Below are 21,468 nucleotides of genomic sequence, written 5' to 3' on the forward strand. Positions count from 1 at the left end.
AAAATTCCGTCGCGATAGCCGCCGCGATCAACCACACCGAGCGTCGCGGATCACTCCGAGATTGTCGAGCATCAGGTTGAGGCGCGGATTGCTCGGATCAGGCCGGACATAGGGGCTCCCTGCCGGAATGAAGCGCACTTCGCTTGCGCCCGCAGCCACGGTCATGATCTGTGCACGCGTGGCATCGTCGGCGGGCTCTCCGATGAAGGGGCCCATCGCGTTTGCTCCGCAGGTTGCGCTTTGAGGGTCGGTTGCGGTGCCGGGCGAATAGGCTCCCTGCGCAGCGCCTTCGAGCGGAGCGGCGACAGTGGGTGCCACGGTCGCCTCACCGCTTGGCTTGCCTCCATTGATGCGCGCAGCGAAATCATCGGCGCTGTTCGAGGTGTCGGCTTCGGGCTCTCCACAAGCGGCAAGCGCGAGCAGGGCGGGAAGGGCGATCATGGCAGAGAGCTTGTTCATTGCGTGTCTCTCGAGTGAAAATCCGTGGCAGCGCTAAGGCGCTTCTTCTTTTACAACATCATGACAGCGAACGCGCGCGCAATCGTTCCTGCGTCAGCTGATCGACGCTGGTGACACCCATCAGCCGCATCCCGCGCTCAATCTCGTCCTTGAGAATGTCGAGCGCGCGCATGACGCCTTCCTCCCCCGCAGCAGCGAGCGCGTAGAGGTAGAGCCTGCCACCCGAAGCCGCGGTCGCCCCGCTGCACATCGTTTTCAGGACATGGGTGCCGCGCCTGACGCCGCCGTCACAGATGATTTCGATCTCGCCTCCGACCGCATCGACGATCTCGGGCAGCTGGTCGAAAGGCGCGCGGCTGCCGTCCAGTTGCCTGCCGCCGTGGTTCGAGATCATGATCGCATCAGCCCCGATCTCGACCGCGCGGCGCGCATCGCCCGCGCTCATCACGCCTTTCAGCACGAATGTCCCACCCCATTGCTCCCGGATCGCGGCGGCGGTTGACCAGTCCATCGAGGTGTCGAGCATCGTGTTGAAATATTCCGCGATACTGACCGCCTCGCTCGACCCTTCGCTCACATGCGTGTCGAGGTTGGGGAGGCGGAATTTTTCTCGGAACAGGTAGTCCAATGTCCAGCGAGGGCGCGTCGCATAGCTCCAAACGCTCGCGGGCGTGAAGCGGGGAGGGGTGGTGAAACCGCTTCTCAGACACCGCTCGCGCTTGCCCGAGACGATTGTGTCGACCGTCAAAGCCATCGCATCGAACTTTGCCGCCTGGCAGCGTTCGATCATGTGGGTGTTCAGCCCCTTGTCCTTGTGGACGTAGAGCTGAAACATTTTGGGCCCAGAAGTTAGCGCGGCGATTTCCTCGATACTGCGCGTCGCGAGGCTGGAGATACCGAACCAGAGACTGTGCTTTTCCGCCGCTTTCGCGACCGCCGTTTCGCCCTGCCAGTGAAATGCGCGCTGGACCGCGGTTGGCGAAAGCATCAGCGGCAAGGCACTCTTTCGGCCAAGGATGGTGCACGACGTGTCGATCTCCGCGACCCCGGCGAGCACGTCGGGGACGAGATCGACCGCGTCGTAGCTGGCCGTGTTGCGCGCTTTGGTCAGCTCGTCATCCGCCGCGCCGTCGATGTAGTCGAACACGGGGAAGGGTAGCCGAGCTTTCGCCAGTTTCCGAAAGTCATCGATATTGTGGCAATCGCTAAGCCGCATGTGCGCCCCGTTCTGTTCCAGCCTCGCCTAGCGTCTTAGCCATTGCAGGCCCGGTGTCGAGAGCAGGCTGAATGATGCGGTCTTCCAAATCTTTTTCGAATTTTTTGTGCGGCAGGTGTCACCAATCCGGGTGGCCGCGCGAATGAACAGATGTGCGCGGCCAATGAGGTTGCCCAGCCGGACCAAATGCCAGTTCCCCCTAGCTGGCTTGCCCCTGACGACCCCTCCCGGCTCCCGGCATCTTGTTGGCCGCGCACGAACAGAATTCCCTTCAGGAGAACCCCCGATGTATCGCAAATATCTCATGATCGCCGCAGCCGCGCTTGTCGCGCCGGTTGCTGCGGTTGCACCCGCATTCGCCGATGGCGGCGTGTTTGTCGGCGTAACCGGCGAAAACGTAGCCCTCAGCGGCTATGACACCGTCAGCTACTTCCAGGGCGACGGCGTCCCCGTAGTCGGCAGCTCGCGCTTCATGGTCGAGCATAACGGCGCCGAATTTCATTTCTCGAGCCAGGCCAATGCCGACATCTTCGCTGCCGACCCTGACGCCTACGCACCGCAATATGGCGGCCACTGCGCCTGGGCGATGAGCCGCGGCTCGCTCGCACCGGGCGACCCGACGCTTTACAAGATCGTCGACGGCAAGCTGTACCTCAACTTCAATGAGCAAGTTCAGCAGACGTGGCTCGGCGATATCGACGGTTTCATCGCGAAATCCGACCCTGCATGGGCCGCGATCCCCGATGGAAAGCGCTTCGGCCAGTAACCCCCTGCTAGCCCCGAAGCCCCCCCGTGGTGCCCGGCCTGTCTTATCCCATTGACCCACAGGCCGGGTGCCGCCCCCAGAACACAACGTGACGAATATCTGAGAGGAAATCCAAGATGAGCAAGACAACAAGTTTCGCAAAGATGCTGATGGTTGCCGGCGGTCTTGCCGCAGCAACGGCAGGCGCTCCGGCGATGGCCGATGCGCCATGCGGCCCGAGCGGTTTTTCATCGAGCAGTGGCAGCTATTCGAGCGCTGCTGAACGCCGCGCCGCTCGCGAGGAGCGTCGCGTGGCCCGCGCAGAGCGCAAGGCTGCTCGCGAAGCTGCATGTGCAGCAGCAGCATGCGCCGCCAATGCATGCGCTGCAGCATGTGATGCGTCCGCCTGTGTCGCTTCGGCATGTGCAGCCGCATGTGACGCGCCGGCTTGCGCCGCTGCATGTGACGCCAGCGCCTGCGATGCCAGCGCATGTGTAGCATCGGCCTGTGCCGCATCGGCTTGCGATGCGAGCGCATGCGAAGCTGAAGGTTGTGCGCCCGCTGCCTGACGGGTGCGCGCTTGGGTGTGGCCGGGGGACGTTCCTCCTAATGCCTCGGTCACACCCTTTTTGACAAAGCGCCAACAGGCATCGCGTGAAGGCCAGAGGAACGGGCCCGACCGCAAACAGAAAACGCCCGCGGGACTGTGAAAGTCGCGCGGGCGTTTCCTCCTGCGAACGCTAGAGCCTCAAATCGGCGCTGCGTCGCTTTTATTCTCAGAACAATCAGCCGCAGAAAACTTCGGTGATGGTGCTATCCGCATCGGCGCGGATATTGAGACGGTCTGCATTGGTAGAGCCTGCCTCGGCCTCTTCCTCGATATCAACCTCCTCACCTGGCTCGATGAAACGCACGATCGCTTGCGGCTCGACCGCGTCAAGCAGAGCGGTGCGGCTTTCAAGGTTCAGCGTCTGACCCACAAACGGCTGCGCCAGATTGGCGCGGCAGGCGCTGTCGACCTCACCCACTTCTTCAGCAGTCACTTCGGGTTCGGGGAGGGACCGTTCTACCGCGGCAACGTCAACCGGCGCATCGGGCATCGGATCGGCGTCGGCACTGGTTGCCTCTCCGCAAGCTGCAAGAGAAAGCGGGAGCGCGGCGAGGGCGATAAGGGTAGGGGTTTTCATAGTCATTTTCCTAGCAATTCCTGAGATAGAGCAAAGTTCCAGATCAGCACTCTGATCGAGCAAACGAAAACCGCTCCTCCAATTGGGCGAGTGTATAGGTGTTTGCGATCATGTCACCCGGGCAGGGCACATAAGAAGGATCCTGCGTGAGGCATCCTTCGCCGCAAACCATGCGAGCGGTCGCCGTGTCATGGTCGATATGCCACAACCGCCCACCGGGTGTCGCGACATATCCGTCCATTCCGCTGGCGACATCGCTGCGGATGTCGATGGTTGAGGGGACTTCGCCGTCATAGGCTTCCGAATGTTTGCCATGCGTGTGGAAGCTGGCGACCGGAACCATGCCGGGTTCGTCGAAATAGGCGATGTTGCAGCTTGCCTGCTCACCGGGTCGCGAATTCGTTGCGCCAAGCTCTCCGTCGCGCGTTTCGAAAACGATCCCGCAAAGCTCGATGTCGCCAGCAAAGCTTTGAGGCTGGAGCGCATTGAGCTGCCCCTTCGCAAAAGCTTGCACTTGCGCTTGGGGGATGCTCGCAACCAGCCCGTCTGTGCCTTTCACATTCATGTAGGCGCGCGCAACGATAACCACGAAAGCGAGCGCGCAGATGGCGTAGATAATACGGGTGATGGACGAGTTCATGGAAGCGCGATGCGTAGCGCCGCGTCTTGCCGGTTGTCGAGCATTCTCAAGGCGTGCGGAGGATCTTCTCCATTTTCTTGCCGCGTGCGAGCTCGTCGACGACCTTGTCGAGATAGCGTAACTCGCGCATCAAAGGGTCCTCGACTTCCTCGACCCTGACGCCGCAGACCACGCCCTTGATCAGCTCGCGATCGGGATTGAGCGGTGCTTGCTCGATGAAGCCGCGGCAATCGATATCGCGCGCGACTTGGCTTTCGAGCTGGTCCTGTGAATAGCCGGTGACCCAGCGCAGCACCTCGTCGACTTCCTCCTTCGAGCGCCCCTTCTTCTCCGCCTTCTGAACGTACATCGGGTAGATTTTCGAGAAAGCCATCGAGAATACAGGATGGTCGGCCATCGGGCGGGCTCCTTTGCAATCGTCGCCCGCCCGGTTTGGCCCTAGTTTTTCGACTTGTCGACCAGCTTGTTGGCACTGATCCATGGCATCATTGCGCGCAGTTCTGCGCCGGTCTTCTCAATCGGGTGAGCTTCGGCGCGCTTGCGGGCTGCCTTGAGTTCGGGCTGGCCTGCGCGATTGTCGAGCACGAAGTTCTTCACGAAGCGGCCCGATTGGATGTCGTCGAGCACGCGCTTCATCTCGGCCTTCGTCTCATCGGTGATGATGCGCGGGCCGGTGGTGATGTCGCCATATTCCGCCGTGTTCGAGATGGAATAGCGCATGTTCGCAATGCCGCCTTCGTAGAGAAGATCGACGATCAGCTTGGTTTCGTGGAGGCACTCGAAATAGGCCATTTCGGGCGCGTAACCGGCTTCGGTCAGGGTTTCGAAACCGGCCTGAATCAGGTGCGTGATCCCGCCGCAAAGCACGGCCTGCTCACCGAACAGATCGGTCTCGCATTCCTCGCGGAAGTTGGTCTCGATGATGCCCGAGCGGCCGCCTCCGACGCCTGATGCGTAGGCGAGGGCGATTTCCTTGGCGCTGCCGCTCGCGTCCTGATGAACAGCAATCAGGCAAGGGACGCCGCCGCCGCGCTGGTATTCGCTACGCACAGTGTGCCCCGGACCTTTGGGCGCGATCATGATGACGTCGATATCCTGCGGTGCTTCGATAAGGCCGAAGTGAATGTTGAGGCCGTGGGCAAAGGCAATCGCGCTGCCCGGCTTCATGTGGCCGGCGAGATCATTTTCCCAGATTGCTGCCTGATGCTCATCGGGTGCGAGGATCATCACGATATCGGCCCACTTGGCAGCCTCGGTATTGGAAAGCACCTTGAAGCCTGCATCTTGCGCCTTCTTTGCTGTGGCCGAGCCTTCGCGAAGGGCAATTGCCACTTCGGCGACACCGCTGTCGCGCAGGTTCTGGGCGTGAGCGTGGCCCTGCGAGCCATAGCCGAGCACGGCGATCTTCTTGGATTTGATGAGGCCAAGATCGGCATCGGCGTCGTAGTAGACTTTCATGAAGGTTCCCTCTGATTATTCGTGAATGAGTTGAAACTGTTTTGGCGGGGAAGGGCGCTCAGACCTCTTCGGCCCCGCGCATCATCCCGACCACGCCCGAGCGGCCCACGCTGACGAGGCCAAGCTCGCGCATTAGGCTGATGAAGCTGTTGATCTTGTCGGGCGCTCCAGTGAGTTCGAAGACGAAGCTGTGCGTGGTCGTGTCGACGACATTGGCTCGGAAAAGCTCCGCAATGCGCAGTGCCTCCACTCGCGCGTCGCCTTTGCCCGCAACCTTGATGAGAGCGAGTTCGCGTTCGACGTGCGGGCCGGCCGTCGTCAGGTCGGTGACCTTGTGGACGGGCACCAATCGCTCAAGCTGCGCTTCGATCTGGTCGATCACTGCAGGCGGGCCGTTGGTCACGATCGTGATGCGGCTGACCGCGTGGTCCTCGGTGATGTCGGCGACGGTCAGGCTGTCGATATTATAGCCGCGTGCGGTGAACAGGCCTGTGATCTTCGCAAGGATACCCGGCTCGTTATCGACCGTAACGGTCAAGACGTGCCGCTCGCTTTCGGCGCTCTGGATTTTCATCAGTCCCCCACTCCTAAACCAGGGCCTTTGCTTCGTCGTCCATGGTCCCATCGACGCTGTCGCCATATAGCAGCATGTCGGTATGCGCAGCCCCCGACGGGATCATCGGAAGGCAATTGGCATCCTTGGCTACACAGCAATCGACGATCACCGGGCCGTCGTGGTCGATCATCGCCTTGATGCCTGCATCGAGGCCCGCTTCTTCGGTGATGCGGATGCCTTTCCAGCCATAGGCTTCTGCGAGAGCGACGAAATCGGGCAGGCTGTCGCTGTAGGAGTTCGAATAACGGCTTTCATAGGTCAGTTCCTGCCACTGACGGACCATACCCATATATTCGTTGTTAAGGATGAAGACCTTGATCGGCAGGCGGTATTGCGACGCCGTGCCAAGCTCCTGAATATTCATCTGGATCGAAGCTTCTCCGGCAATGTCGATCACCAACGCATCTGGGCAACCCAGTTGCGCACCGATGGCCGCTGGCATGCCGTAGCCCATGGTGCCGAGCCCGCCGCTGGTGAGCCACTTGTTGGGTTCATCGAAACCGAAATATTGCGCAGCCCACATCTGGTGCTGGCCGACTTCGGTCGAAACAATGGGCTTTCTGTCCTTGGTCAGCGCATAGAGCCGCTCGACCGCCTTTTGCGGCATGATTGCTTCGGGGTTCTTCTTCGAACGCTGTGGGTAGGCGAGACATTCGCGAGCGCGCCAGCCTGCGATCCGGGCTTTCCATTCGCCGAGATCTTGCGGTTTGCGTGTGCCCCATGCTTCAACCAATTGGCCGAGCACGGTCGCGCAGTCGCCGACGATCCCGATGTCGACGGGAACCGTCTTGTTGATCGAGCTGCGGTCGATGTCGATGTGGATCTTCTTGCTGTCAGGCGAAAATGCGTCGAGCCTGCCGGTGACCCGGTCGTCAAACCGCGCACCGACGCAGATCATTACGTCGCACTTGTTCATTGCCATGTTGGCTTCGTAAGTTCCGTGCATTCCCAGCATGCCGAGCCAGTCGGGATGCGTGTTCGGGAATGCGCCAAGCCCCATCAACGTCGAGGTGATCGGAGCGTTGGTCAGGTCCTGCAATTTGCGCAGCAATTCGCTTGCTTCCGGCCCTGAATTGATAACACCGCCGCCGGTGTAGAGGATCGGCGCCTGAGCGTTTTCGATCAGCTCGATAGCCTCCGCAATTTGTTCGGCTGGAGCAACCATCTGCGGAGCATATCGGTGCGAGCCGGGCGCGACATACGCGCTGCTTTGCGATGGCACCGCAATCTGAACGTCTTTTGGGATGTCGACAACGACAGGGCCGGGGCGGCCCGTGGTGGCGATGCGAAAAGCTTCCTCGACCGTGGCAACAAGATCGGCGGGGTCTTTGATGAGATAATTGTGCTTGGTGCAGTGGCGGGTGATGCCGACCGTGTCCGCTTCCTGAAACGCGTCTGTCCCGATCAGGGCAGTGGGAACTTGTCCAGTGATGACAACCATGGGGATCGAATCCATGTAGGCATCGGCAATCGCCGTGACCGCATTGGTCGCGCCCGGGCCGCTCGTGACCAGCACGACGCCTGGCTTACCGGTTGCGCGTGCATAGCCCTCTGCGGCATGCCCTGCGCCCGCTTCATGGCGCACGAGGATGTGACGGATGCGCTCATCACCAAAAAGCTCGTCGTAAATGGGCAGCACTGCGCCGCCGGGATAGCCGAAGACGAATTCGACCCCCTGATCGACCAGGCATTCCATCAACAAGGCGGCTCCTGAGCGCTGCGCCACTTTAACTCTCCTAGAAATGAAAACGGCCCGAGGCGGATATTCGCATCGGGCCGGTCAGGATATTCGTGTTCACAAATTCCCGGTCAGCCCGTTACCCCTACAAGAATGACAATAAGCATGACCGAAACCTTAAAAATGTTGTGCGCTACGCCGGGTAGCGGTTTTTTGTGACAAACCCAAGTGAGATGCCTTTCGCGGCTCAAAGGGCTCTCTTGGGAAGCGTCGCTATAGGTTCGAATATATCGCGTCAACAGTTAAGTTTGAAATAATCCTGCGAAAAGTGCTTCTACGTCGATATTTTGAGACTCGATCCGCTTCCAATCTTCCGGGCACTGATTGCGGAGCCAGGTGAACTGGCGCTTGGCGTATTGCCGGGTCGATTGTGCGCCTGCCTCGATGGCCTCATCTTTGGTAGCCTCGCCGCGGATCAATGCGGCAATCTCCGGAACGCCGATGGCGCGCATGACAGGCAGTTCAGGAGAGAGGTCGCGAGCGAGAAGCGCTTCGACCTCCTCTACCGCGCCGCCTTCGACCATTGCGGCAAAGCGAGCATCGCAGCGATCATAGACCCACTGGCGCTCTGGCATCATTACAATGGCGGTGAGCGCGACTTCGTCACCGATCCCTCCGGTCTTGGCCTGCTGCCAATCGCCGAGGGTCACCCCGGTTGACCGCTTCACTTCAAGCGCCCGCGCAATCCGCTGGCTGTCACCCGGCTCGAGCTCAGCGGCGCGTACGGGATCTTCGATCTGCAGCGCGGCGTAGGCAGTCTGCGTCTCCATTGCGCGCACAACCTCGCGAACCTCTGGCTCGATTTCGGGGATCGGCGCGATGCCCTCGAGCAAAACCTTCAGATACATGCCGGTTCCGCCGACGAGGATCGGGACGAGGTCGTTTGCGTGACATTTCTCAATCTCGGCCTTGGCGCGCGCGGCCCAGTCAGCTGCTGAACAGGCGTCTGCGCCATCCCATGCGCCGTAAAGACGATGCTCGCACACCTCGCGCTCTTCCTCGCTTGGGGCGGCGGAAAGGATCGGGATGTCAGCGTAGACCTGCATGCTGTCGGCATTGATGATGACGCCGGTCCGGCCTGACTTTTCCAGCTTTTGGGCAAGGTCCAGCGCATTCGCGCTCTTGCCGCTCGCGGTTGGCCCTGCAATGAGCGCGAGAGGCCGCGCGTCAGCGGTGCTGCTTGGAGATTTCTTGGTGCTCATCGCGCGTCTGATAGCAGACCAATCGAAATGGGAAACACAGCGTGATGAAATGGACAGCGCCTTGCCGAAGGGCGTCGGTCGCATCCACGCGATCGGTAGAGCGATAGCGCCGGCTCAGTTGCGGCCCGACTCTCTCGTAAAGTTGCCGATTTCACCAACCGTTCTGGAGATGCAGTTCCCGTTCGATGATGCTGGCCTCGCTCACAAGATAATCAAGACGCATTTCGCGCCCACAGACTTTCTGTACAGCGATGAACGCATCATGGTCCCGAGCCTGTTTATCTCGGACATGGATTCCACCATGATCGGGCAGGAATGCATCGATGAACTTGCCGACTACGCCGGGATAAAGCCGCAGATCGCAGCGATTACCGAACGTGCGATGCAAGGTGAGCTGGACTTCGAAAGTGCCCTCCGCGAACGGGTAGCATTGCTTCAGGGGCTCGATGAGAGCGCGATCGATCGCTGCCTTGCCGAACGGATTGCGCCCACACCCGGAGCCAAAACACTTGTTTCGACGCTTAAGTCGCTGGGCTGTCGCTGCGTTCTGGTGACGGGCGGGTTCCACCATTTCGGCGACCGTGTGGCTGAATGGCTCGGCTTCGACCGCGTGGTCGGCAACCGCCTTGAGGTCGCGGACGGCAAGTTGACCGGAAAGCTCGCCGGGCCAATCTCGGATGCGAGCACCAAGCTTGCGGCGCTTAGGCAAGAGGCTGAGCACCTCCCGGTTGGAGCAACGATCCTCGCAAGCGGCGACGGGGCGAACGACATTCCGATGCTGGAGGCGGCGCATTACGGCTTCGCCTATCGCGCCAAGCCGAAGGCGCGCTCCGCCGCGAACGGACGGGTCGACAGCGAAGACCTAACCGCGATCCTTTCGCTCCTTGGCATCGACCGTAAGGATTGGGTCGAGGATTGATCTCGGCTGCTCCACACCGCAGCGACTATCGCCCTGACATCGAAGGGCTGCGTGCGGTTGCGGTTGGGGCTGTGCTGCTCTTCCATCTAGGCTTCGAGACTGTCAGCGGCGGTTTCATCGGGGTCGACATTTTCTTCGTCATCTCAGGCTTTCTGATTGGCGGCATAGTCTTTCGCGAGATTGGGTCAGGTGAGTTCAGCCTTGGCGCTTACCTGACGCGCCGCGTGCGCAGGATTGTGCCGGTCATGCTCGTGGTGCTCGCAACCGTGACCATCGCGGCTTGTGCGCTGCTCCTGCCCAGCGAGCTCGAAGGCTATGCGTGGAGCCTGGGGTTTTCGGCGCTGTTCCTCGCCAACTTCCATTTCTGGCTCCACCGCGGCGCATATGCGGAGAGCGAGCATGAAGTGCTGCTCCACATGTGGACCCTGGGGGTTGAGGGGCAGTTTTACCTGATCCTGCCGTTGATCATCCTTGGCCTGATCCGCTTCGGGCGTGTGGGTGTGCTGGGTGGTCTCGTCGCATTGGCGTTTGCGTCGGCGGCTGCGTCGCTGCTGTATCCGGCGGCAAGTTTTTACATGCTGCCAGCGCGGCTTTGGGAATTCATTCTCGGGATAATGATCGCGGTCGCGCCACTGCCGCTGGTGCATTTGCGCTGGGTGAGGGAGGTGCTCGGCGTCCTGGGAATGGCTTGCATCGCTTATGCTGCACTCGCATTTCATGTCGACACGCCATTTCCCGGTTGGCGGGCGGCGATACCGTGTCTCGGGGCGGCGGCTATCATTGCAGCGGGTTCGGGCGGGGACACGTTGGTGAGGAGGATGCTGGAATTGGCGCCGGTCCGTTTCATTGGGCGGATCTCTTACTCCCTGTATCTGTGGCACTGGCCCGTGATCGTCCTGCTCCTCCTAGGCATTCCGGCAAGCGAACTTGACCTGGTACTTCAACTGATCGCGGCGGGCATTTCGGTGGTTCTGGCCGTTTTGAGCTGGAAGTATGTCGAAGAACCGTTTCGCAAGGGCGGAGTTGGAAAGGCAGTGACCTTGCGAGGAAGCGCGGCAGTCACAGCCGGTCTGGTCGCGATCGCGCTCACCTTATCGTTCTCTTCTGGTTGGCCGCAGCGGCTTTCGGAGCGCGGGCAGGAGCTGGCTTCTTACATGGGGTATCCGCTCGATGACGTGTTTCGCTCGGGCGAATGCTTCATTCACCATCGAAGCCAGAGTTTCGATGAAGCGGCCTGTCTAGCGGCAAGCGAAGCCAAGCCACGCGTCCTTCTGATGGGCGACAGTCACGCAGCGCATCTCGCACCGGGACTTGTCGCGAGCTTTCCGGGAAGCGCAGTCAGCCAAGTCACTGCCGCTGGGTGCCGCCCCGTAATGGAGCAAGAGAGCGGGCCTTACCCATTTTGCGGCGCGCTCATGACCAAGGCGTTCTCCCAATACGCGGCCGAACACGGCTCAGACTTGATCGTACTTGCCGGCCGTTGGGAGCAGAACGACCTGCCGGCGCTCGCAGCGACGCTCGATCAGCTTGTGCAAGAGGGCAGGGCCGTTCTTCTTGTTGGTCCCGTTGCTGAGTGGTCGCAGTTTGTCCCGCGTCTTCTGACTTTGTCGCATGAGCGCGGCGAGCAAGCGCAAGTTGCCGATCGGATGCTGCTCGCGGAGCGCGCCGAATTGGACGCGGAAATGAGTGCAGTCGCATACGATTTGGGCGTCGAATATGTCTCTATCTACTCAATGCAGTGTCCGGCCGATTGCGCCTATTTCACGCCCCGCGGAGTTCCGCTCGTTGTCGACAACAGCCACTTTACGACCGAAGCAAGTTCAGTTTTTGCGCGGCAGATTGAGCACCCTGCGTTGGTCCGCGCTGCGAGGTGAGGGTCTGATGCGGTGGGGCGGGTGAGTATGGGTCTTGATTCAGAACCTAATTCTGCTATTTACACAAATGTAAGTAACAGGTGCTAGCGAATCCTCGATCGCTAAATCCCCGCACCGAGCACGCGAGAAGGCAAGACGCCATGACCGACTATTCCGACCAGTTCGCCGCCGACGGCACCGTCCTGCGCGACCCAAACCGTCCTGCGCCGCGCTATTCGCTGCCGCGCGCGATCAAGAATTTTCGCCTTCTGATGAAGGACAAGGAAGATACGAGCCTTGTCTTCAAGATCTATGAATCGCTTCCTTCGAAGCACTTCATGCCGCGCGTTCAGAAGCTGACGCTGTCGCAGCATGGCGAGTATCTGCGCGAAACCGAACCAAGCTTGCCGGAGATCCTTGATAACCACGCAGAGCTTCGCAAAACGCCGAAGGGTTCGCTCGCTCACGCTTACTGCGATTTTATGGAAGCCGAAGGGCTTACCGCTGCGGGTCTCGTTGCCGAAGCAGATAAGCTCGGTCGACCGAAATACGACGATCTTGTTCAGTGGTTCGGCGACCGCTCGCGCGACACGCATGACCTCTTTCACGTGCTCACCGGCTACGGTCGCGATGCGCTTGGCGAGCAGTGCGTTCTGCTGTTCACGCACGGCCAGTCGCCGACACAGGGGCACCTGCTGATCGGTTATGCAGGCGCTGCGAACATCAAGAAGATGGTTTGGGGTTCAAAGGCCCCGGTGATGGGCGCCGTGCGTCAGGCCAAGGCCACCGGACGCGGAGCACCGCGCCTGATTGAGCAGCCTATCCGCGAACTGCTCAAGCAACCGGTTGAAAGTGTTCGCAAGGCGCTGAACATTCCAGAGCCGACGCAATATCGCGAATGCCACCGCATCTGGCGCGAAGAGGGCATCGACCCTTACAACCTGCTCGCCAGCGCGAACACGCCGCAGGAACTCGCTTCCGCCTGATCCGCGTAAGGGCGCAGGCAGAGAAACATCCGCTAGAGCCAGCTTGCAATCTGGCTCAGCGGCTTTTTCTTTAGCGCATGCGCGGGCACGGTCGCATCTTCGGTCGGGCGGCCCACCACCACAATCATCAGCGGCTTCTCCCACTCTGGCCGCTCGCACGCTTCGCGCAGGAAACCCATGGGCGAGGGCGTGTGCGTGAGCGTCGCGAGCCCCGCCTCATGCAACGTTGCAATCAGCATGCCGCAGGCAATACCAACGCTCTCGTTGACGTAGTAATTCTGCGTCTTGCCGTCTTCCTCGATTCCGCCCTTTCGTTGGGCGAAGACGACGATCAGGTAGGGCGCGGTTTCGAGAAAGGGTTTGTCCTCGTCGGTGCCTAGGTCCTTAAGCGCGCCAAGCCACTCATCGCTCGCCTTGGGATCATCGCCATCAACACCATAAAACCGTCGTTCCTCAGCTTCGGCAGCTTCGCGGATCGCGCGCTTCTTTTCCGGCGAGGATACGACGGCGAAATGCCAGGGCTGGTGGTTTGCACCGTTAGGAGCCGTTCCCGCCGCTTCGATCGCCGCTTCGATTGCCTCGCGCGGAACGGGCTCTTCGGAGAAATATCGACAGGTGCGGCGCTCTTTCAGCCGGTCGCGCAATGCCCGTGCGCGGGAAACGCTTTCGTCATCGGGCAGGGCTTCCAGCGTATAGGGGACTGTGTCGTGCTTTCTCATGGAATCCCTATTCCCGTTTCCGCGCCTCGATGGAAGTGGACTTTTAACTGACATAAATGTAAGTTGCATTTCAGGAGGAAGTTCAAATGGCCCTGATCGATCGTCCCCTCGTTGCCGACACCCGCGAGCTTACCGGGTTTCAGCCGCGCAAGGTGCTCTATCACTTCGGCAAACTGGTCGAGGACAAGGAGGACACCGAACAGGTATTCCACATTATCGAGGCGACCAAGGGCAAGAAGAGCGTCCGCCAGGCGTGGGACTTCGTCCAGTCGCCAGAAGGCCAGCACTTCCTCAAAACCGAAGTCGATATTCCCTCCATGCTCGACGACCACGACCGCTGGGCGGACCTGCCCGAGAACTCGGTGGGCAAGCACTACATGGCATTCATGAAGCGCGAGGGCCTTACTGCAGCGGGCCTCGTCGCAGAGAGCCACAAATGGGCGCCGCCTGAGAGACTGCCGCAAGACCTTACGCAGTGGTACTTCGACCGCCTTCGCGACACGCATGATTTGTTCCACGTCCTGACCGGCTATGGCCGCGATGCGCTGGGAGAGGCGTGCCTTCTTGGTTTTTCCTACGCGCAGAACCACAATCGCGGCGTGCAGTTCATTGCTTTTGCAGGCGCGCGTCAGATCAAGAAAGTCTCTGGCACCAAGGCACCGCTCTATGCGGCGGTGCGTGAAGGCCAGCGGCTTGGGCGCGCCGCGAAGAAGCTCGCACATATGGATGTCGAGGCAGTCATGCGCGAGGACATCGGTGAAGCGCGGACGCGGCTCGGGATCGGGAAACCCGAAATCTACCGCGAATGCCTTCGTATCCTCGAAGCCGAGGGCAATGTCACGGCTGAGCTCACGCTGGGAAGCGCCAAAGCGGCCTAGGTTTCCGCAGGGTCCGGCGCTGCCTTGATCCGAGATATGTTCCAGGCAGCGATCCCAAGCGCGGTCGCTCCGAAGAGCGCAGCCAGCAGATACGGCGCGCCCGGGAAATAGAGCCCTTCAGAATCAGCGAACGTGCCGAATGCGCGCGTCATGATCAGCGGGCCGATGATGCTGGTTATGCTCATCGTGCTCGCAACCGCGCCCTGCAATTCGCCTTGGGCGTCGTCGGCGATCCGCTCGCTCATCATCTGCTGGATCGCCGGAAATGCCATAGCGCCGAGGCTGCCAATGACGATGCCGATAATCATGAAATAGCCAGCAGGCGCGAATGCGAACATCAGGTTTGCGGGAAGCGAAATGATGAAGCCGATCAGGACAGTTCGCGCTGCGCCGATCCGCGCGATTATCATTCCCGTGAGGCCGCCTTGAGTGACAGCCACCATGACGCCGTACAGCGCAACGCTAAGGCCGATCTGGAGCGTGCTCCAGCCAAAGACCAGCTCGGTGTGATAGGCCCACACGGATTGGTGCGATTGCGCGGCCATCTGCATGAAGAATATTACCGTCAGAAAGCCGAATACGACCGGATGGCGTGCCATCTGGATCAGAGTACCGAGCGGATTGGCACGCGTGATCGAGAAGCCACGGCGGCGACCTGAGGGCAGCGTTTCCTTCAGCAGCCAATATCCGGCGATCGCGCCACCAATGGCGAGCAAGGAAGCCGCGATGAATGGTAATCGCACGTCAATCGATCCGAGCAACCCACCGATACCGGGCCCGATGACGAATCCGGCAGCGCCTGCCGCGCCCATGATCCCGAAGAACTTGCCGCGCTCTTCCGGCTCCGCAACGTCGGCGATGGCAGAGTTTGCTGCGGCCCAGCTTGCCCCCATAATGCCCGACAGGATTCGCCCCACGAACAGCCAGAACAGGGTCGGAGCCCACGCCATGATCGCGTAATCGACGCCGAGCATGAAGAGCGTGAACAGCAGCACGGGGCGCCGCCCGAAGCGGTCTGATAGACCTCCGATGATGGGTGCGAAGGTGAACTGCATGACGGCGTAGGCGAACAGAAGCCACCCGCCGATCTGCGCCGTCTGGTCGAGCGTCTCGCCCGTCACTTCCTCAAGCAAGCCCGGAAGCACCGGCACAATCAGCCCGATCCCAACCATGTCGATGAACACGATCAGTGCGACGAAGAACAAAGTCGTCGTGTTTGCATGAGGTTGGGCGGCATGCTCGCTCATCAAAGCGCAGTCATCGCCAAACAGTCGCCCGCGTCAACACAAAGGTGCCACAGCGCCCCAAGCCCGAACGCGCGCGTCCACCACTTGGGGATCAGAAGCATCAACGCATATGCGAGCGCCGCTTCCCAGCCGTGGAGCAGGTGAAAGCCGACCGAGCAGCGTCCCGGATCGAAAATCGGATCGGCGAGCAAATGGTCGAGGTCGATCAGGTTCGCCGCGACCATCACAAGGACCGCCCGTTTCCACTCGACACGCCATATCACGGCGGCGATCAGAAACGGGGCAAGGAAGTGCCCGCCATAATGCAGCGCGGGCTGGAGTAGCTCTATGCTTCCATCCACTTGGCGAAGAAGCTCAGATGCGCGGCGCGAAGGTCAGCGACGCTGACGCTGAGCAAGCGGTCGCCGCCGACCGTGCCGATCCGGTGGAAACCCACCATTTCAGCTTCGGGAATGTCTGGCCCTTCGGCGACCATGCGATTGAAGGCATCGGCGTTTTCTGGAGAGACGGTCAGGACATAGCGAGCCTGATCCTCTCCGAACCACCACTGCGCAGCGGTATAGCCTTCGTAGCCATCGACGAGGTCAGCACCAAGGTCACCGGCAAGCGCCATTTCGGCAAGCGCCACGGCAAGGCCGCCATCAGAAAGGTCATGAACTGCGGATAGCAGGCCAGCGCCGATCAGTTTGCGCACGATCTGTCCGGCGCCATACTCGGCTGCGAGATTGACCGGCGGCGCGCGGCCCTCATCGCGGCCTTTCACCACATCGAGCCACATCGATTTGCCGAGATGCGAGCGGGTCGGATCGGGCTTTGCCCAGAATTCAGGTGCAAGCAGGTAGATCGCGTCGCCTTCGCTCTTGAAGGCGGACGTTGCCATCTTCGATGCATCTTCGAGTATACCCACGCCGCCAATCGCGGGAGTGGGAAGGATCGCCGAGCCGCCGCCTGTCGCTTTGCTCTCGTTGTAGAGGCTCACATTGCCCGACACGATCGGGAAATCGAGCGTGCGGCAGGCATCGCCCATGCCTTCGAGAGCATGGACGAACTGGCTCATGATTTCGGGCCGCTGCGGGTTGGCAAAGTTGAGACAGTTGGTGACGGCGAGCGGGCGCGCACCGACAGAGCAAAGATTGCGATAGGCTTCGGCGATCGCCTGCTTCCCGCCCTCATAGGGGTCGGCAAAGACATAGCGCGGCGTGCAATCGGTGCTGATCGCGATTGCCTTTTCGGTGCCGTGGACACGCACGACGCTTGCATCGCCGCCGGTCTGGATCGTGTCGGCCATGACCTGGCTGTCATATTGCTCGGCAATCCAGCTGCGCGAGGACAGATTGGGGCTAGCGAGCATCTTGAGCAGGTCCGCTCCGGGATCGTTGGTATCGGGCACATCCTGCATCGGCGCGATCTGCGCCCACTCGGCATACTCTTCCTTCGATAAGTAAGGGCGGTCATACTCGGGCGCATCAGCAGCAAGAGGGCCAAGCGGGATGTCGCACACAACCTCGCCGTTCCATTCGAGCACCATATGCTGCGTATCGGTGACCTCGCCGATGACTGCGAAATCGAGCTCCCACTTTTCGAAGATCGCGGCGGCCATCGCCTCCTTGCCGGGCTTCAGGACCATGAGCATCCGCTCCTGGCTCTCCGACAGCATCATCTCATAAGGCGTCATGCCCTCTTCGCGGCATGGCACCTTGTTCATGTCGAGCCGGATGCCCGCCTTGCCATTGGTCGCCATTTCGACGCTCGAGGAGGTGAGGCCCGCCGCGCCCATGTCCTGGATCGCGACGATTGCATCGGTCGCCATCAGCTCGAGGCAGGCCTCGATCAGAAGTTTCTCGGTAAAGGGATCGCCCACCTGTACGGTGGGGCGCTTGGCCTCGGCGTCTTCCTCGAAATCCGCGCTCGCCATTGTCGCACCGTGGATGCCGTCGCGCCCGGTTTTCGAGCCGACATAGACAATCGGGTTCCCGACACCGGTCGCGGCGGAATAGAAAATCTTGTCCGAATCCGCGATCCCGACGGTCATCGCGTTCACAAGGATGTTGCCGTCATACGCCGGGTGGAAATTCGTCTCCCCGCCGACGGTCGGCACGCCCACGCAATTGCCGTATCCGCCAATCCCGGCGACGACGCCCTGGACAAGGTGCTTCATCTTGGGGTGATCGGGACGGCCAAAGCGCAGCGCGTTCATGTTCGCAACCGGCCGCGCGCCCATCGTGAAGACATCGCGCAGGATTCCGCCAACTCCGGTCGCCGCGCCCTGGTACGGTTCGATATACGAGGGGTGGTTATGGCTCTCCATTTTGAAGATCGCTGCCTGACCATCGCCAATGTCGATAACGCCCGCATTCTCACCCGGACCGCAGATGACCCAATCCGCCTCGGTCGGCAGTTTCTTCAGGTGCAGGCGCGAGCTTTTGTAGGAGCAATGCTCGGACCACATGACCGAGAAAATGCCGAGCTCGACAAGGTTGGGTTCGCGGCCGAGGCCTGAAAGCACGCGTTCGTATTCTTCGGGTGACAGGCCGTGCTGTTCGACGATTTCAGGAGTGATGTCGGTCATGTCTGGGGCGCATAGGCTAGAGCCCCGCCGCAGCCAAGCCACCTCTCTGCATGAAATATCGATTCTCCCCCACCCAGACCGCGAAACCGGTGATCACCGCAAAGGCGGTGAGCGCCTGAAGATAGAAGAACAATCCTGCTTGTTCCGGATGAGGTCCAAACCAGTTCACCATCTGCATCGCCAGCATCACCAGTATCAACAGGATCGGTTGCGCCACCGGGCCACGCGATTTGCTGCAATAGTAGAAGAAGGCGGCAAGCGTGATCCCGATCTCAAGCGGTATTGCGACCTCGGGGAAATTCCACAGGCCAAGACCATAGGCCTTATCACCGCCGGCAATTGTCAGGTCAGGCGCGTGGACAAGCCAATCGAGCGCCCAGTGCGACGCGACGACCAGTCCGGCGAGCAATCCCCCGACCGCGCTTCGGTGCCAAATCGCGACAATGAGCGCAAAGCCGAGCGCCCAGGCGCCGGTCCCCGCCAAACTGTGTGTGAATGGGTAATAGTACAGGTCAAGCGGAACCATGGCGGTGGCCGTGGGATCGACTCGCATTTTCTCCACCCCGACAATCGCAAGCGTGAAAAAAGCCCAGTCAACAAGCTGTGCGGCCACGAAATATGTGCCCAGCTTTGGCCCACGAGAATAGGCTGCTGCGGCAATGAAAGCCGGTGCGAAATGCCCGATGAACATTGGAAAATCTTGCCCCCGATTTTTTCCTAGCTCGTGAAGCGCAAAGTCGCCCAAGTTGCAACAGCGCTTGCAGTGCCTGTCGCAAATGCTCCCCACATGATGTCTATGACGCTGATCTTGGTTGCCCAAACCTTTAGCACCGCTTGGCTGGTTAGATCATACGTCGCGTAACAAAGTGCGCCGAGTAGGACGCCATTGATCAGAGCGGTGGTAACTTGTCCGGTCTCAAGCCCCGGCTTGATCGCGAAGTATGTCATCCCCGCGAGGTAAAGGAAGTAGAATGCGACTGCAGGTGCAGCGCGAAATTCGTCTGCCATGATCTCGCCGATCACAGGGCGATAGAAATTGTCGCCGGCCCAACGCAGCCAGACGGCATCGAGCGCGCCAAAAACGACGGCTGCGCAAGCATAGGCGATCAGAAACTTGGTCATTAGAAATCTCTCATTCGAAGGTGGCCTTGACCGCGCCCACGCGCAGCGTCAATGCAAGAACCCATGGATGAGGGAACGAGTTCCGGATCGGAACAGATGCAAATCAGCGAGATGAGTTTCGAGCAGGCGCTTCAGGCGCTCGAAGAGATCGTCACGCAGCTTGAGCGCGGCGACGTGCCGCTCGACAAGTCTATCGACCTTTACGAACGCGGCGAGCGGCTTCGTGCCGCCTGTCAGGATCGGCTCGATGCCGCGCAGGCCAGAATTGAAAAGATCGTAGCGGGTGCTGATGGTAAGCCCACAGGCACAGCGCCGCTCGACGGGGGCAACTGATATGGCTCTCGCAAGTGTCGAGAATGACGTGCTGGGTGATGCGCTCAAAAGGGTGCAGGGCGAGATCGATTCCGTTTTCGACGCCTTTCTGCCGGTCCCACATGACACAAGCGCGAGGCTGGTCGAGGCGATGCGCTACGCCGCGATGGGCGGCGGCAAACGGGTCCGCCCGCTGTTGCTCGTCAGCACCGCGGAATTGTACGGCGTTGACCGCACCGCTGCGCTTTGTGCCGCTGCGGCGGTCGAGGCGATCCACGTTTACTCGCTGATCCACGACGACTTGCCATGCATGGATGATGACGACCTTCGTCATGGCAAACCCACGGTTCACAAGGTTTATGACGACGCGACAGCGGTTCTCGCTGGCGACGCGCTCCATGCGCTTGCCTTCGAAATCCTCGCTGACAGCCAGACCAGCGCCGATCCCTTCGTTCGCAGCGAGCTGATCGCAACTCTCGGTAAGGCGAGCGGCATGGGCGGTATGGCGGGCGGCCAGATGATGGACATGGTCGCTGATGAGGAGGGCGTAGAATACGACCTTCGGACCATCACCCGTCTGCAACAGCTAAAGACCGGCGCCTTGCTGGCAGCAAGCGTCGAGATGGGCGCCATCCTTGGCAAGGTTGCCCCGGAAGGCCGCGCCCACCTCAGGGCCTATTCACGCGACATCGGGCTCGCGTTCCAGATCGCGGACGATCTGCTCGATGTCGAAGGCGACGCCGACAAGGCAGGCAAGGCGCTGCGCAAGGACGACGAGCAGGGCAAGCAAACCTTCGTCACACTGATGGGCGTCGACAAGGCTCGCGAACAGGCCCGCGCTCTGGTCGATCAGGCGGTCGCGCATCTTTCCAGCCACGGTAGCGAGGCGGACACGTTGCGCGCGCTGGCTCGGTTCATTGTCGAGCGGGACCGATAGGAGCACGAAGCCGGTCGACAGAATCCGGCGTTTCATGAGGACGTAGCTATGACCAGCCGTATCGGAATCTATCCGGGCACCTTCGACCCGATTACGCTTGGCCATGCCGATATCATCCGGCGCGGGTCCAAGCTGGTGGACGAGCTCATCATCGGTGTGACGACCAATCCTTCGAAGAATCCCATGTTCTCGACCGACGAACGCTTTGCGATGGTTGAACGCGAGGTGGCCGCGCTCGGCCTCGACAATGTGCAGGTGGTCGGATTCAACGCGCTTCTCGTGAAATTCGCGCAGAAACAAGGTGCGAATGTCATCATCCGTGGTCTGCGCGCCGTTGCCGACTTCGAATACGAGTACCAGATGGCTGGCATGAACCAGCAGCTGGATGAGGATATCGAGACCGTATTCCTTATGGCGGATGTCTCGCTTCAGCCGATCGCATCCAAGCTGGTGAAGGAGATCGCTCTTTATGGGGGCGACATCACCCCCTTTGTCAGCGCGCCAGTAAAAGACGAAGTGATCGCCCGCGTCGACAAGATCGGACGTAAAGGCGATTACTAGAGCTGGTGACGGCGGCGCACTCATTCATTGAAGTGTCAGCCTGCGACCGTTAGACGCTTCAACCTGACTTTTCTCATTGCAACAAGACCGTTCGGACCCGTGAA

24 protein-coding genes are annotated in these 21,468 nt (G+C 60.5%); 9 read left to right on the plus strand and 15 right to left on the minus strand.

Annotated elements, in window-relative coordinates; genetic code table 11:
* Positions 1–27 precede the first annotated feature (27 nt).
* Both NAP1_RS04620 and NAP1_RS04625 read right to left on the minus strand, forming a co-directional pair.
* Positions 28–459: a hypothetical protein gene (locus NAP1_RS04620; RefSeq protein WP_007164074.1), complete on the minus strand. Its 432-nt coding sequence runs from the start codon at positions 457–459 to the stop codon at positions 28–30.
* A 58-nt stretch (positions 460–517) separates the two neighbouring features.
* Positions 518–1,675 (minus strand): alpha-hydroxy acid oxidase, encoded by a 1,158-nt coding sequence (locus tag NAP1_RS04625; RefSeq protein ID WP_007164075.1) that lies wholly within the window; start codon positions 1,673–1,675, stop codon positions 518–520.
* Positions 1,676–1,961: 286 nt separating this feature from the next.
* Between NAP1_RS04625 and NAP1_RS04630 the strand changes: the two genes are divergently transcribed.
* Positions 1,962–2,441, plus strand: a complete 480-nt coding sequence (locus tag NAP1_RS04630) for a YHS domain-containing (seleno)protein (RefSeq protein WP_007164076.1) — start codon at positions 1,962–1,964, stop codon at positions 2,439–2,441.
* A 116-nt stretch (positions 2,442–2,557) separates the two neighbouring features.
* Positions 2,558–2,989 (plus strand): hypothetical protein, encoded by a 432-nt coding sequence (locus tag NAP1_RS16430; RefSeq protein WP_007164077.1) that lies wholly within the window; start codon positions 2,558–2,560, stop codon positions 2,987–2,989.
* 216 nt (positions 2,990–3,205) lie between these two features.
* On the opposite strand, the gene NAP1_RS04640 is transcribed toward NAP1_RS16430, so the two are convergent.
* The 7 genes from NAP1_RS04640 to miaA all read right to left on the minus strand — a co-directional run bounded on the left by NAP1_RS04640 (position 3,206) and on the right by miaA (position 9,261).
* Positions 3,206–3,607: a hypothetical protein gene (locus NAP1_RS04640; RefSeq protein WP_007164078.1), complete on the minus strand. Its 402-nt coding sequence runs from the start codon at positions 3,605–3,607 to the stop codon at positions 3,206–3,208.
* 43 nt (positions 3,608–3,650) lie between these two features.
* Positions 3,651–4,247, minus strand: coding sequence for a DUF4329 domain-containing protein (locus tag NAP1_RS04645; protein ID WP_007164079.1), 597 nt, complete (start codon positions 4,245–4,247; stop codon positions 3,651–3,653).
* A 46-nt stretch (positions 4,248–4,293) separates the two neighbouring features.
* Positions 4,294–4,644: a DUF2200 domain-containing protein gene (locus NAP1_RS04650; RefSeq protein WP_007164080.1), complete on the minus strand. Its 351-nt coding sequence runs from the start codon at positions 4,642–4,644 to the stop codon at positions 4,294–4,296.
* 41 nt (positions 4,645–4,685) lie between these two features.
* Positions 4,686–5,705, minus strand: a complete 1,020-nt coding sequence (gene ilvC, locus NAP1_RS04655; RefSeq protein ID WP_007164081.1) for a ketol-acid reductoisomerase — start codon at positions 5,703–5,705, stop codon at positions 4,686–4,688.
* A gap of 58 nt (positions 5,706–5,763) precedes the next feature.
* Positions 5,764–6,279, minus strand: coding sequence for an acetolactate synthase small subunit (ilvN, locus tag NAP1_RS04660; protein ID WP_007164082.1), 516 nt, complete (start codon positions 6,277–6,279; stop codon positions 5,764–5,766).
* Between the two features lie 13 nt (positions 6,280–6,292).
* Positions 6,293–8,017, minus strand: coding sequence for a biosynthetic-type acetolactate synthase large subunit (gene ilvB / locus NAP1_RS04665; protein WP_007164083.1), 1,725 nt, complete (start codon positions 8,015–8,017; stop codon positions 6,293–6,295).
* 284 nt (positions 8,018–8,301) lie between these two features.
* Positions 8,302–9,261: a tRNA (adenosine(37)-N6)-dimethylallyltransferase MiaA gene (gene miaA, locus NAP1_RS04670; RefSeq protein WP_007164084.1), complete on the minus strand. Its 960-nt coding sequence runs from the start codon at positions 9,259–9,261 to the stop codon at positions 8,302–8,304.
* On the opposite strand from miaA, the gene serB reads away from it, so the two are divergent.
* The 3 genes from serB (at position 9,254) to NAP1_RS04685 (ending at position 13,019) form a co-directional block, all read left to right on the plus strand.
* Entirely contained in the window at positions 9,254–10,180 is a 927-nt protein-coding gene (gene serB / locus NAP1_RS04675) for a phosphoserine phosphatase SerB (protein ID WP_083776328.1), read from the plus strand. The two genes, miaA and serB, sit on opposite strands and share 8 nt — an antisense overlap.
* Positions 10,177–12,054 carry an acyltransferase family protein gene (locus tag NAP1_RS04680; RefSeq protein WP_007164086.1) on the plus strand — a complete coding sequence of 626 codons (1,878 nt, stop codon included), beginning with the start codon at positions 10,177–10,179 and terminating at the stop codon, positions 12,052–12,054. Before serB ends, NAP1_RS04680 begins: the two co-directional genes overlap by 4 nt.
* Before the next feature lie 140 nt (positions 12,055–12,194).
* Positions 12,195–13,019 (plus strand): Coq4 family protein, encoded by an 825-nt coding sequence (locus tag NAP1_RS04685; protein ID WP_007164087.1) that lies wholly within the window; start codon positions 12,195–12,197, stop codon positions 13,017–13,019.
* Between the two features lie 32 nt (positions 13,020–13,051).
* On the opposite strand, the gene NAP1_RS04690 is transcribed toward NAP1_RS04685, so the two are convergent.
* Entirely contained in the window at positions 13,052–13,738 is a 687-nt protein-coding gene (locus NAP1_RS04690; RefSeq protein ID WP_007164088.1) for a nitroreductase family protein, read from the minus strand.
* An 86-nt stretch (positions 13,739–13,824) separates the two neighbouring features.
* Here NAP1_RS04690 and NAP1_RS04695 point away from each other — a divergent pair, with 86 nt between their 5' ends.
* Positions 13,825–14,616, plus strand: coding sequence for a Coq4 family protein (locus NAP1_RS04695; RefSeq protein WP_007164089.1), 792 nt, complete (start codon positions 13,825–13,827; stop codon positions 14,614–14,616).
* On the opposite strand, the gene NAP1_RS04700 is transcribed toward NAP1_RS04695, so the two are convergent.
* From NAP1_RS04700 to NAP1_RS04720, 5 genes are read right to left on the minus strand one after another with little or no spacing between them, the layout of a single operon-like run.
* Positions 14,613–15,863: a TCR/Tet family MFS transporter gene (locus NAP1_RS04700; RefSeq protein ID WP_007164090.1), complete on the minus strand. Its 1,251-nt coding sequence runs from the start codon at positions 15,861–15,863 to the stop codon at positions 14,613–14,615. The genes NAP1_RS04695 and NAP1_RS04700 overlap by 4 nt on opposite strands.
* Positions 15,863–16,204 carry a DUF6122 family protein gene (locus NAP1_RS04705; RefSeq protein WP_007164091.1) on the minus strand — a complete coding sequence of 114 codons (342 nt, stop codon included), beginning with the start codon at positions 16,202–16,204 and terminating at the stop codon, positions 15,863–15,865. The genes NAP1_RS04700 and NAP1_RS04705 overlap by 1 nt, the downstream gene beginning before the upstream one ends.
* Positions 16,189–18,432, minus strand: a complete 2,244-nt coding sequence (purL, locus tag NAP1_RS04710; RefSeq protein ID WP_007164092.1) for a phosphoribosylformylglycinamidine synthase subunit PurL — start codon at positions 18,430–18,432, stop codon at positions 16,189–16,191. The genes NAP1_RS04705 and purL overlap by 16 nt, the downstream gene beginning before the upstream one ends.
* 16 nt (positions 18,433–18,448) lie before the next feature.
* A complete protein-coding gene (locus NAP1_RS04715) occupies positions 18,449–19,123 on the minus strand; it encodes a hypothetical protein (protein ID WP_007164093.1) in 675 nt (224 codons plus the stop codon).
* Positions 19,124–19,149: 26 nt separating this feature from the next.
* On the minus strand, positions 19,150–19,554 hold the full coding sequence (locus NAP1_RS04720) for a DUF2177 family protein (RefSeq protein WP_007164094.1): 405 nt from the start codon (positions 19,552–19,554) through the stop codon (positions 19,150–19,152).
* A gap of 63 nt (positions 19,555–19,617) precedes the next feature.
* Here NAP1_RS04720 and NAP1_RS04725 point away from each other — a divergent pair, with 63 nt between their 5' ends.
* The 3 genes from NAP1_RS04725 to coaD are packed head-to-tail and all read left to right on the plus strand — an operon-like array spanning position 19,618 to position 21,364.
* Complete coding sequence (locus NAP1_RS04725) at positions 19,618–19,887, plus strand: exodeoxyribonuclease VII small subunit (protein WP_007164095.1); 270 nt, start codon at positions 19,618–19,620, stop codon at positions 19,885–19,887.
* Position 19,888: 1 nt separating this feature from the next.
* Positions 19,889–20,803 (plus strand): polyprenyl synthetase family protein, encoded by a 915-nt coding sequence (locus NAP1_RS04730; RefSeq protein WP_007164096.1) that lies wholly within the window; start codon positions 19,889–19,891, stop codon positions 20,801–20,803.
* A 48-nt stretch (positions 20,804–20,851) separates the two neighbouring features.
* Entirely contained in the window at positions 20,852–21,364 is a 513-nt protein-coding gene (coaD, locus tag NAP1_RS04735) for a pantetheine-phosphate adenylyltransferase (RefSeq protein WP_007164097.1), read from the plus strand.
* Positions 21,365–21,468: the final 104 nt, after the last annotated feature.

The sequence above is a fragment of the Erythrobacter sp. NAP1 genome (genome assembly GCF_000152865.1).
GTDB lineage: Bacteria > Pseudomonadota > Alphaproteobacteria > Sphingomonadales > Sphingomonadaceae > Erythrobacter.

Coding starts and splice junctions, on each gene's coding strand:
- NAP1_RS04695 (WP_007164089.1), top strand. CDS start 13,825: ATGGCCCTGATCGATCGTCCCCTCGTTGCCGACACCCGCGAGCTTACC.
- NAP1_RS04690 (WP_007164088.1), bottom strand. CDS start 13,738: ATGAGAAAGCACGACACAGTCCCCTATACGCTGGAAGCCCTGCCCGAT.
- NAP1_RS04640 (WP_007164078.1), bottom strand. CDS start 3,607: ATGAAAACCCCTACCCTTATCGCCCTCGCCGCGCTCCCGCTTTCTCTT.
- NAP1_RS04625 (WP_007164075.1), bottom strand. CDS start 1,675: ATGCGGCTTAGCGATTGCCACAATATCGATGACTTTCGGAAACTGGCG.
- NAP1_RS04645 (WP_007164079.1), bottom strand. CDS start 4,247: ATGAACTCGTCCATCACCCGTATTATCTACGCCATCTGCGCGCTCGCT.
- NAP1_RS04720 (WP_007164094.1), bottom strand. CDS start 19,554: ATGACCAAGTTTCTGATCGCCTATGCTTGCGCAGCCGTCGTTTTTGGC.
- NAP1_RS04725 (WP_007164095.1), top strand. CDS start 19,618: ATGGATGAGGGAACGAGTTCCGGATCGGAACAGATGCAAATCAGCGAG.
- purL (WP_007164092.1), bottom strand. CDS start 18,432: ATGACCGACATCACTCCTGAAATCGTCGAACAGCACGGCCTGTCACCC.
- NAP1_RS04685 (WP_007164087.1), top strand. CDS start 12,195: ATGACCGACTATTCCGACCAGTTCGCCGCCGACGGCACCGTCCTGCGC.
- ilvB (WP_007164083.1), bottom strand. CDS start 8,017: ATGGAATGCCTGGTCGATCAGGGGGTCGAATTCGTCTTCGGCTATCCC.
- NAP1_RS04700 (WP_007164090.1), bottom strand. CDS start 15,863: ATGAGCGAGCATGCCGCCCAACCTCATGCAAACACGACGACTTTGTTC.
- coaD (WP_007164097.1), top strand. CDS start 20,852: ATGACCAGCCGTATCGGAATCTATCCGGGCACCTTCGACCCGATTACG.
- NAP1_RS04620 (WP_007164074.1), bottom strand. CDS start 459: ATGAACAAGCTCTCTGCCATGATCGCCCTTCCCGCCCTGCTCGCGCTT.
- NAP1_RS04650 (WP_007164080.1), bottom strand. CDS start 4,644: ATGGCCGACCATCCTGTATTCTCGATGGCTTTCTCGAAAATCTACCCG.
- NAP1_RS04630 (WP_007164076.1), top strand. CDS start 1,962: ATGTATCGCAAATATCTCATGATCGCCGCAGCCGCGCTTGTCGCGCCG.
- NAP1_RS04715 (WP_007164093.1), bottom strand. CDS start 19,123: ATGTTCATCGGGCATTTCGCACCGGCTTTCATTGCCGCAGCAGCCTAT.
- miaA (WP_007164084.1), bottom strand. CDS start 9,261: ATGAGCACCAAGAAATCTCCAAGCAGCACCGCTGACGCGCGGCCTCTC.
- ilvN (WP_007164082.1), bottom strand. CDS start 6,279: ATGAAAATCCAGAGCGCCGAAAGCGAGCGGCACGTCTTGACCGTTACG.
- NAP1_RS16430 (WP_007164077.1), top strand. CDS start 2,558: ATGAGCAAGACAACAAGTTTCGCAAAGATGCTGATGGTTGCCGGCGGT.
- NAP1_RS04730 (WP_007164096.1), top strand. CDS start 19,889: ATGGCTCTCGCAAGTGTCGAGAATGACGTGCTGGGTGATGCGCTCAAA.
- ilvC (WP_007164081.1), bottom strand. CDS start 5,705: ATGAAAGTCTACTACGACGCCGATGCCGATCTTGGCCTCATCAAATCC.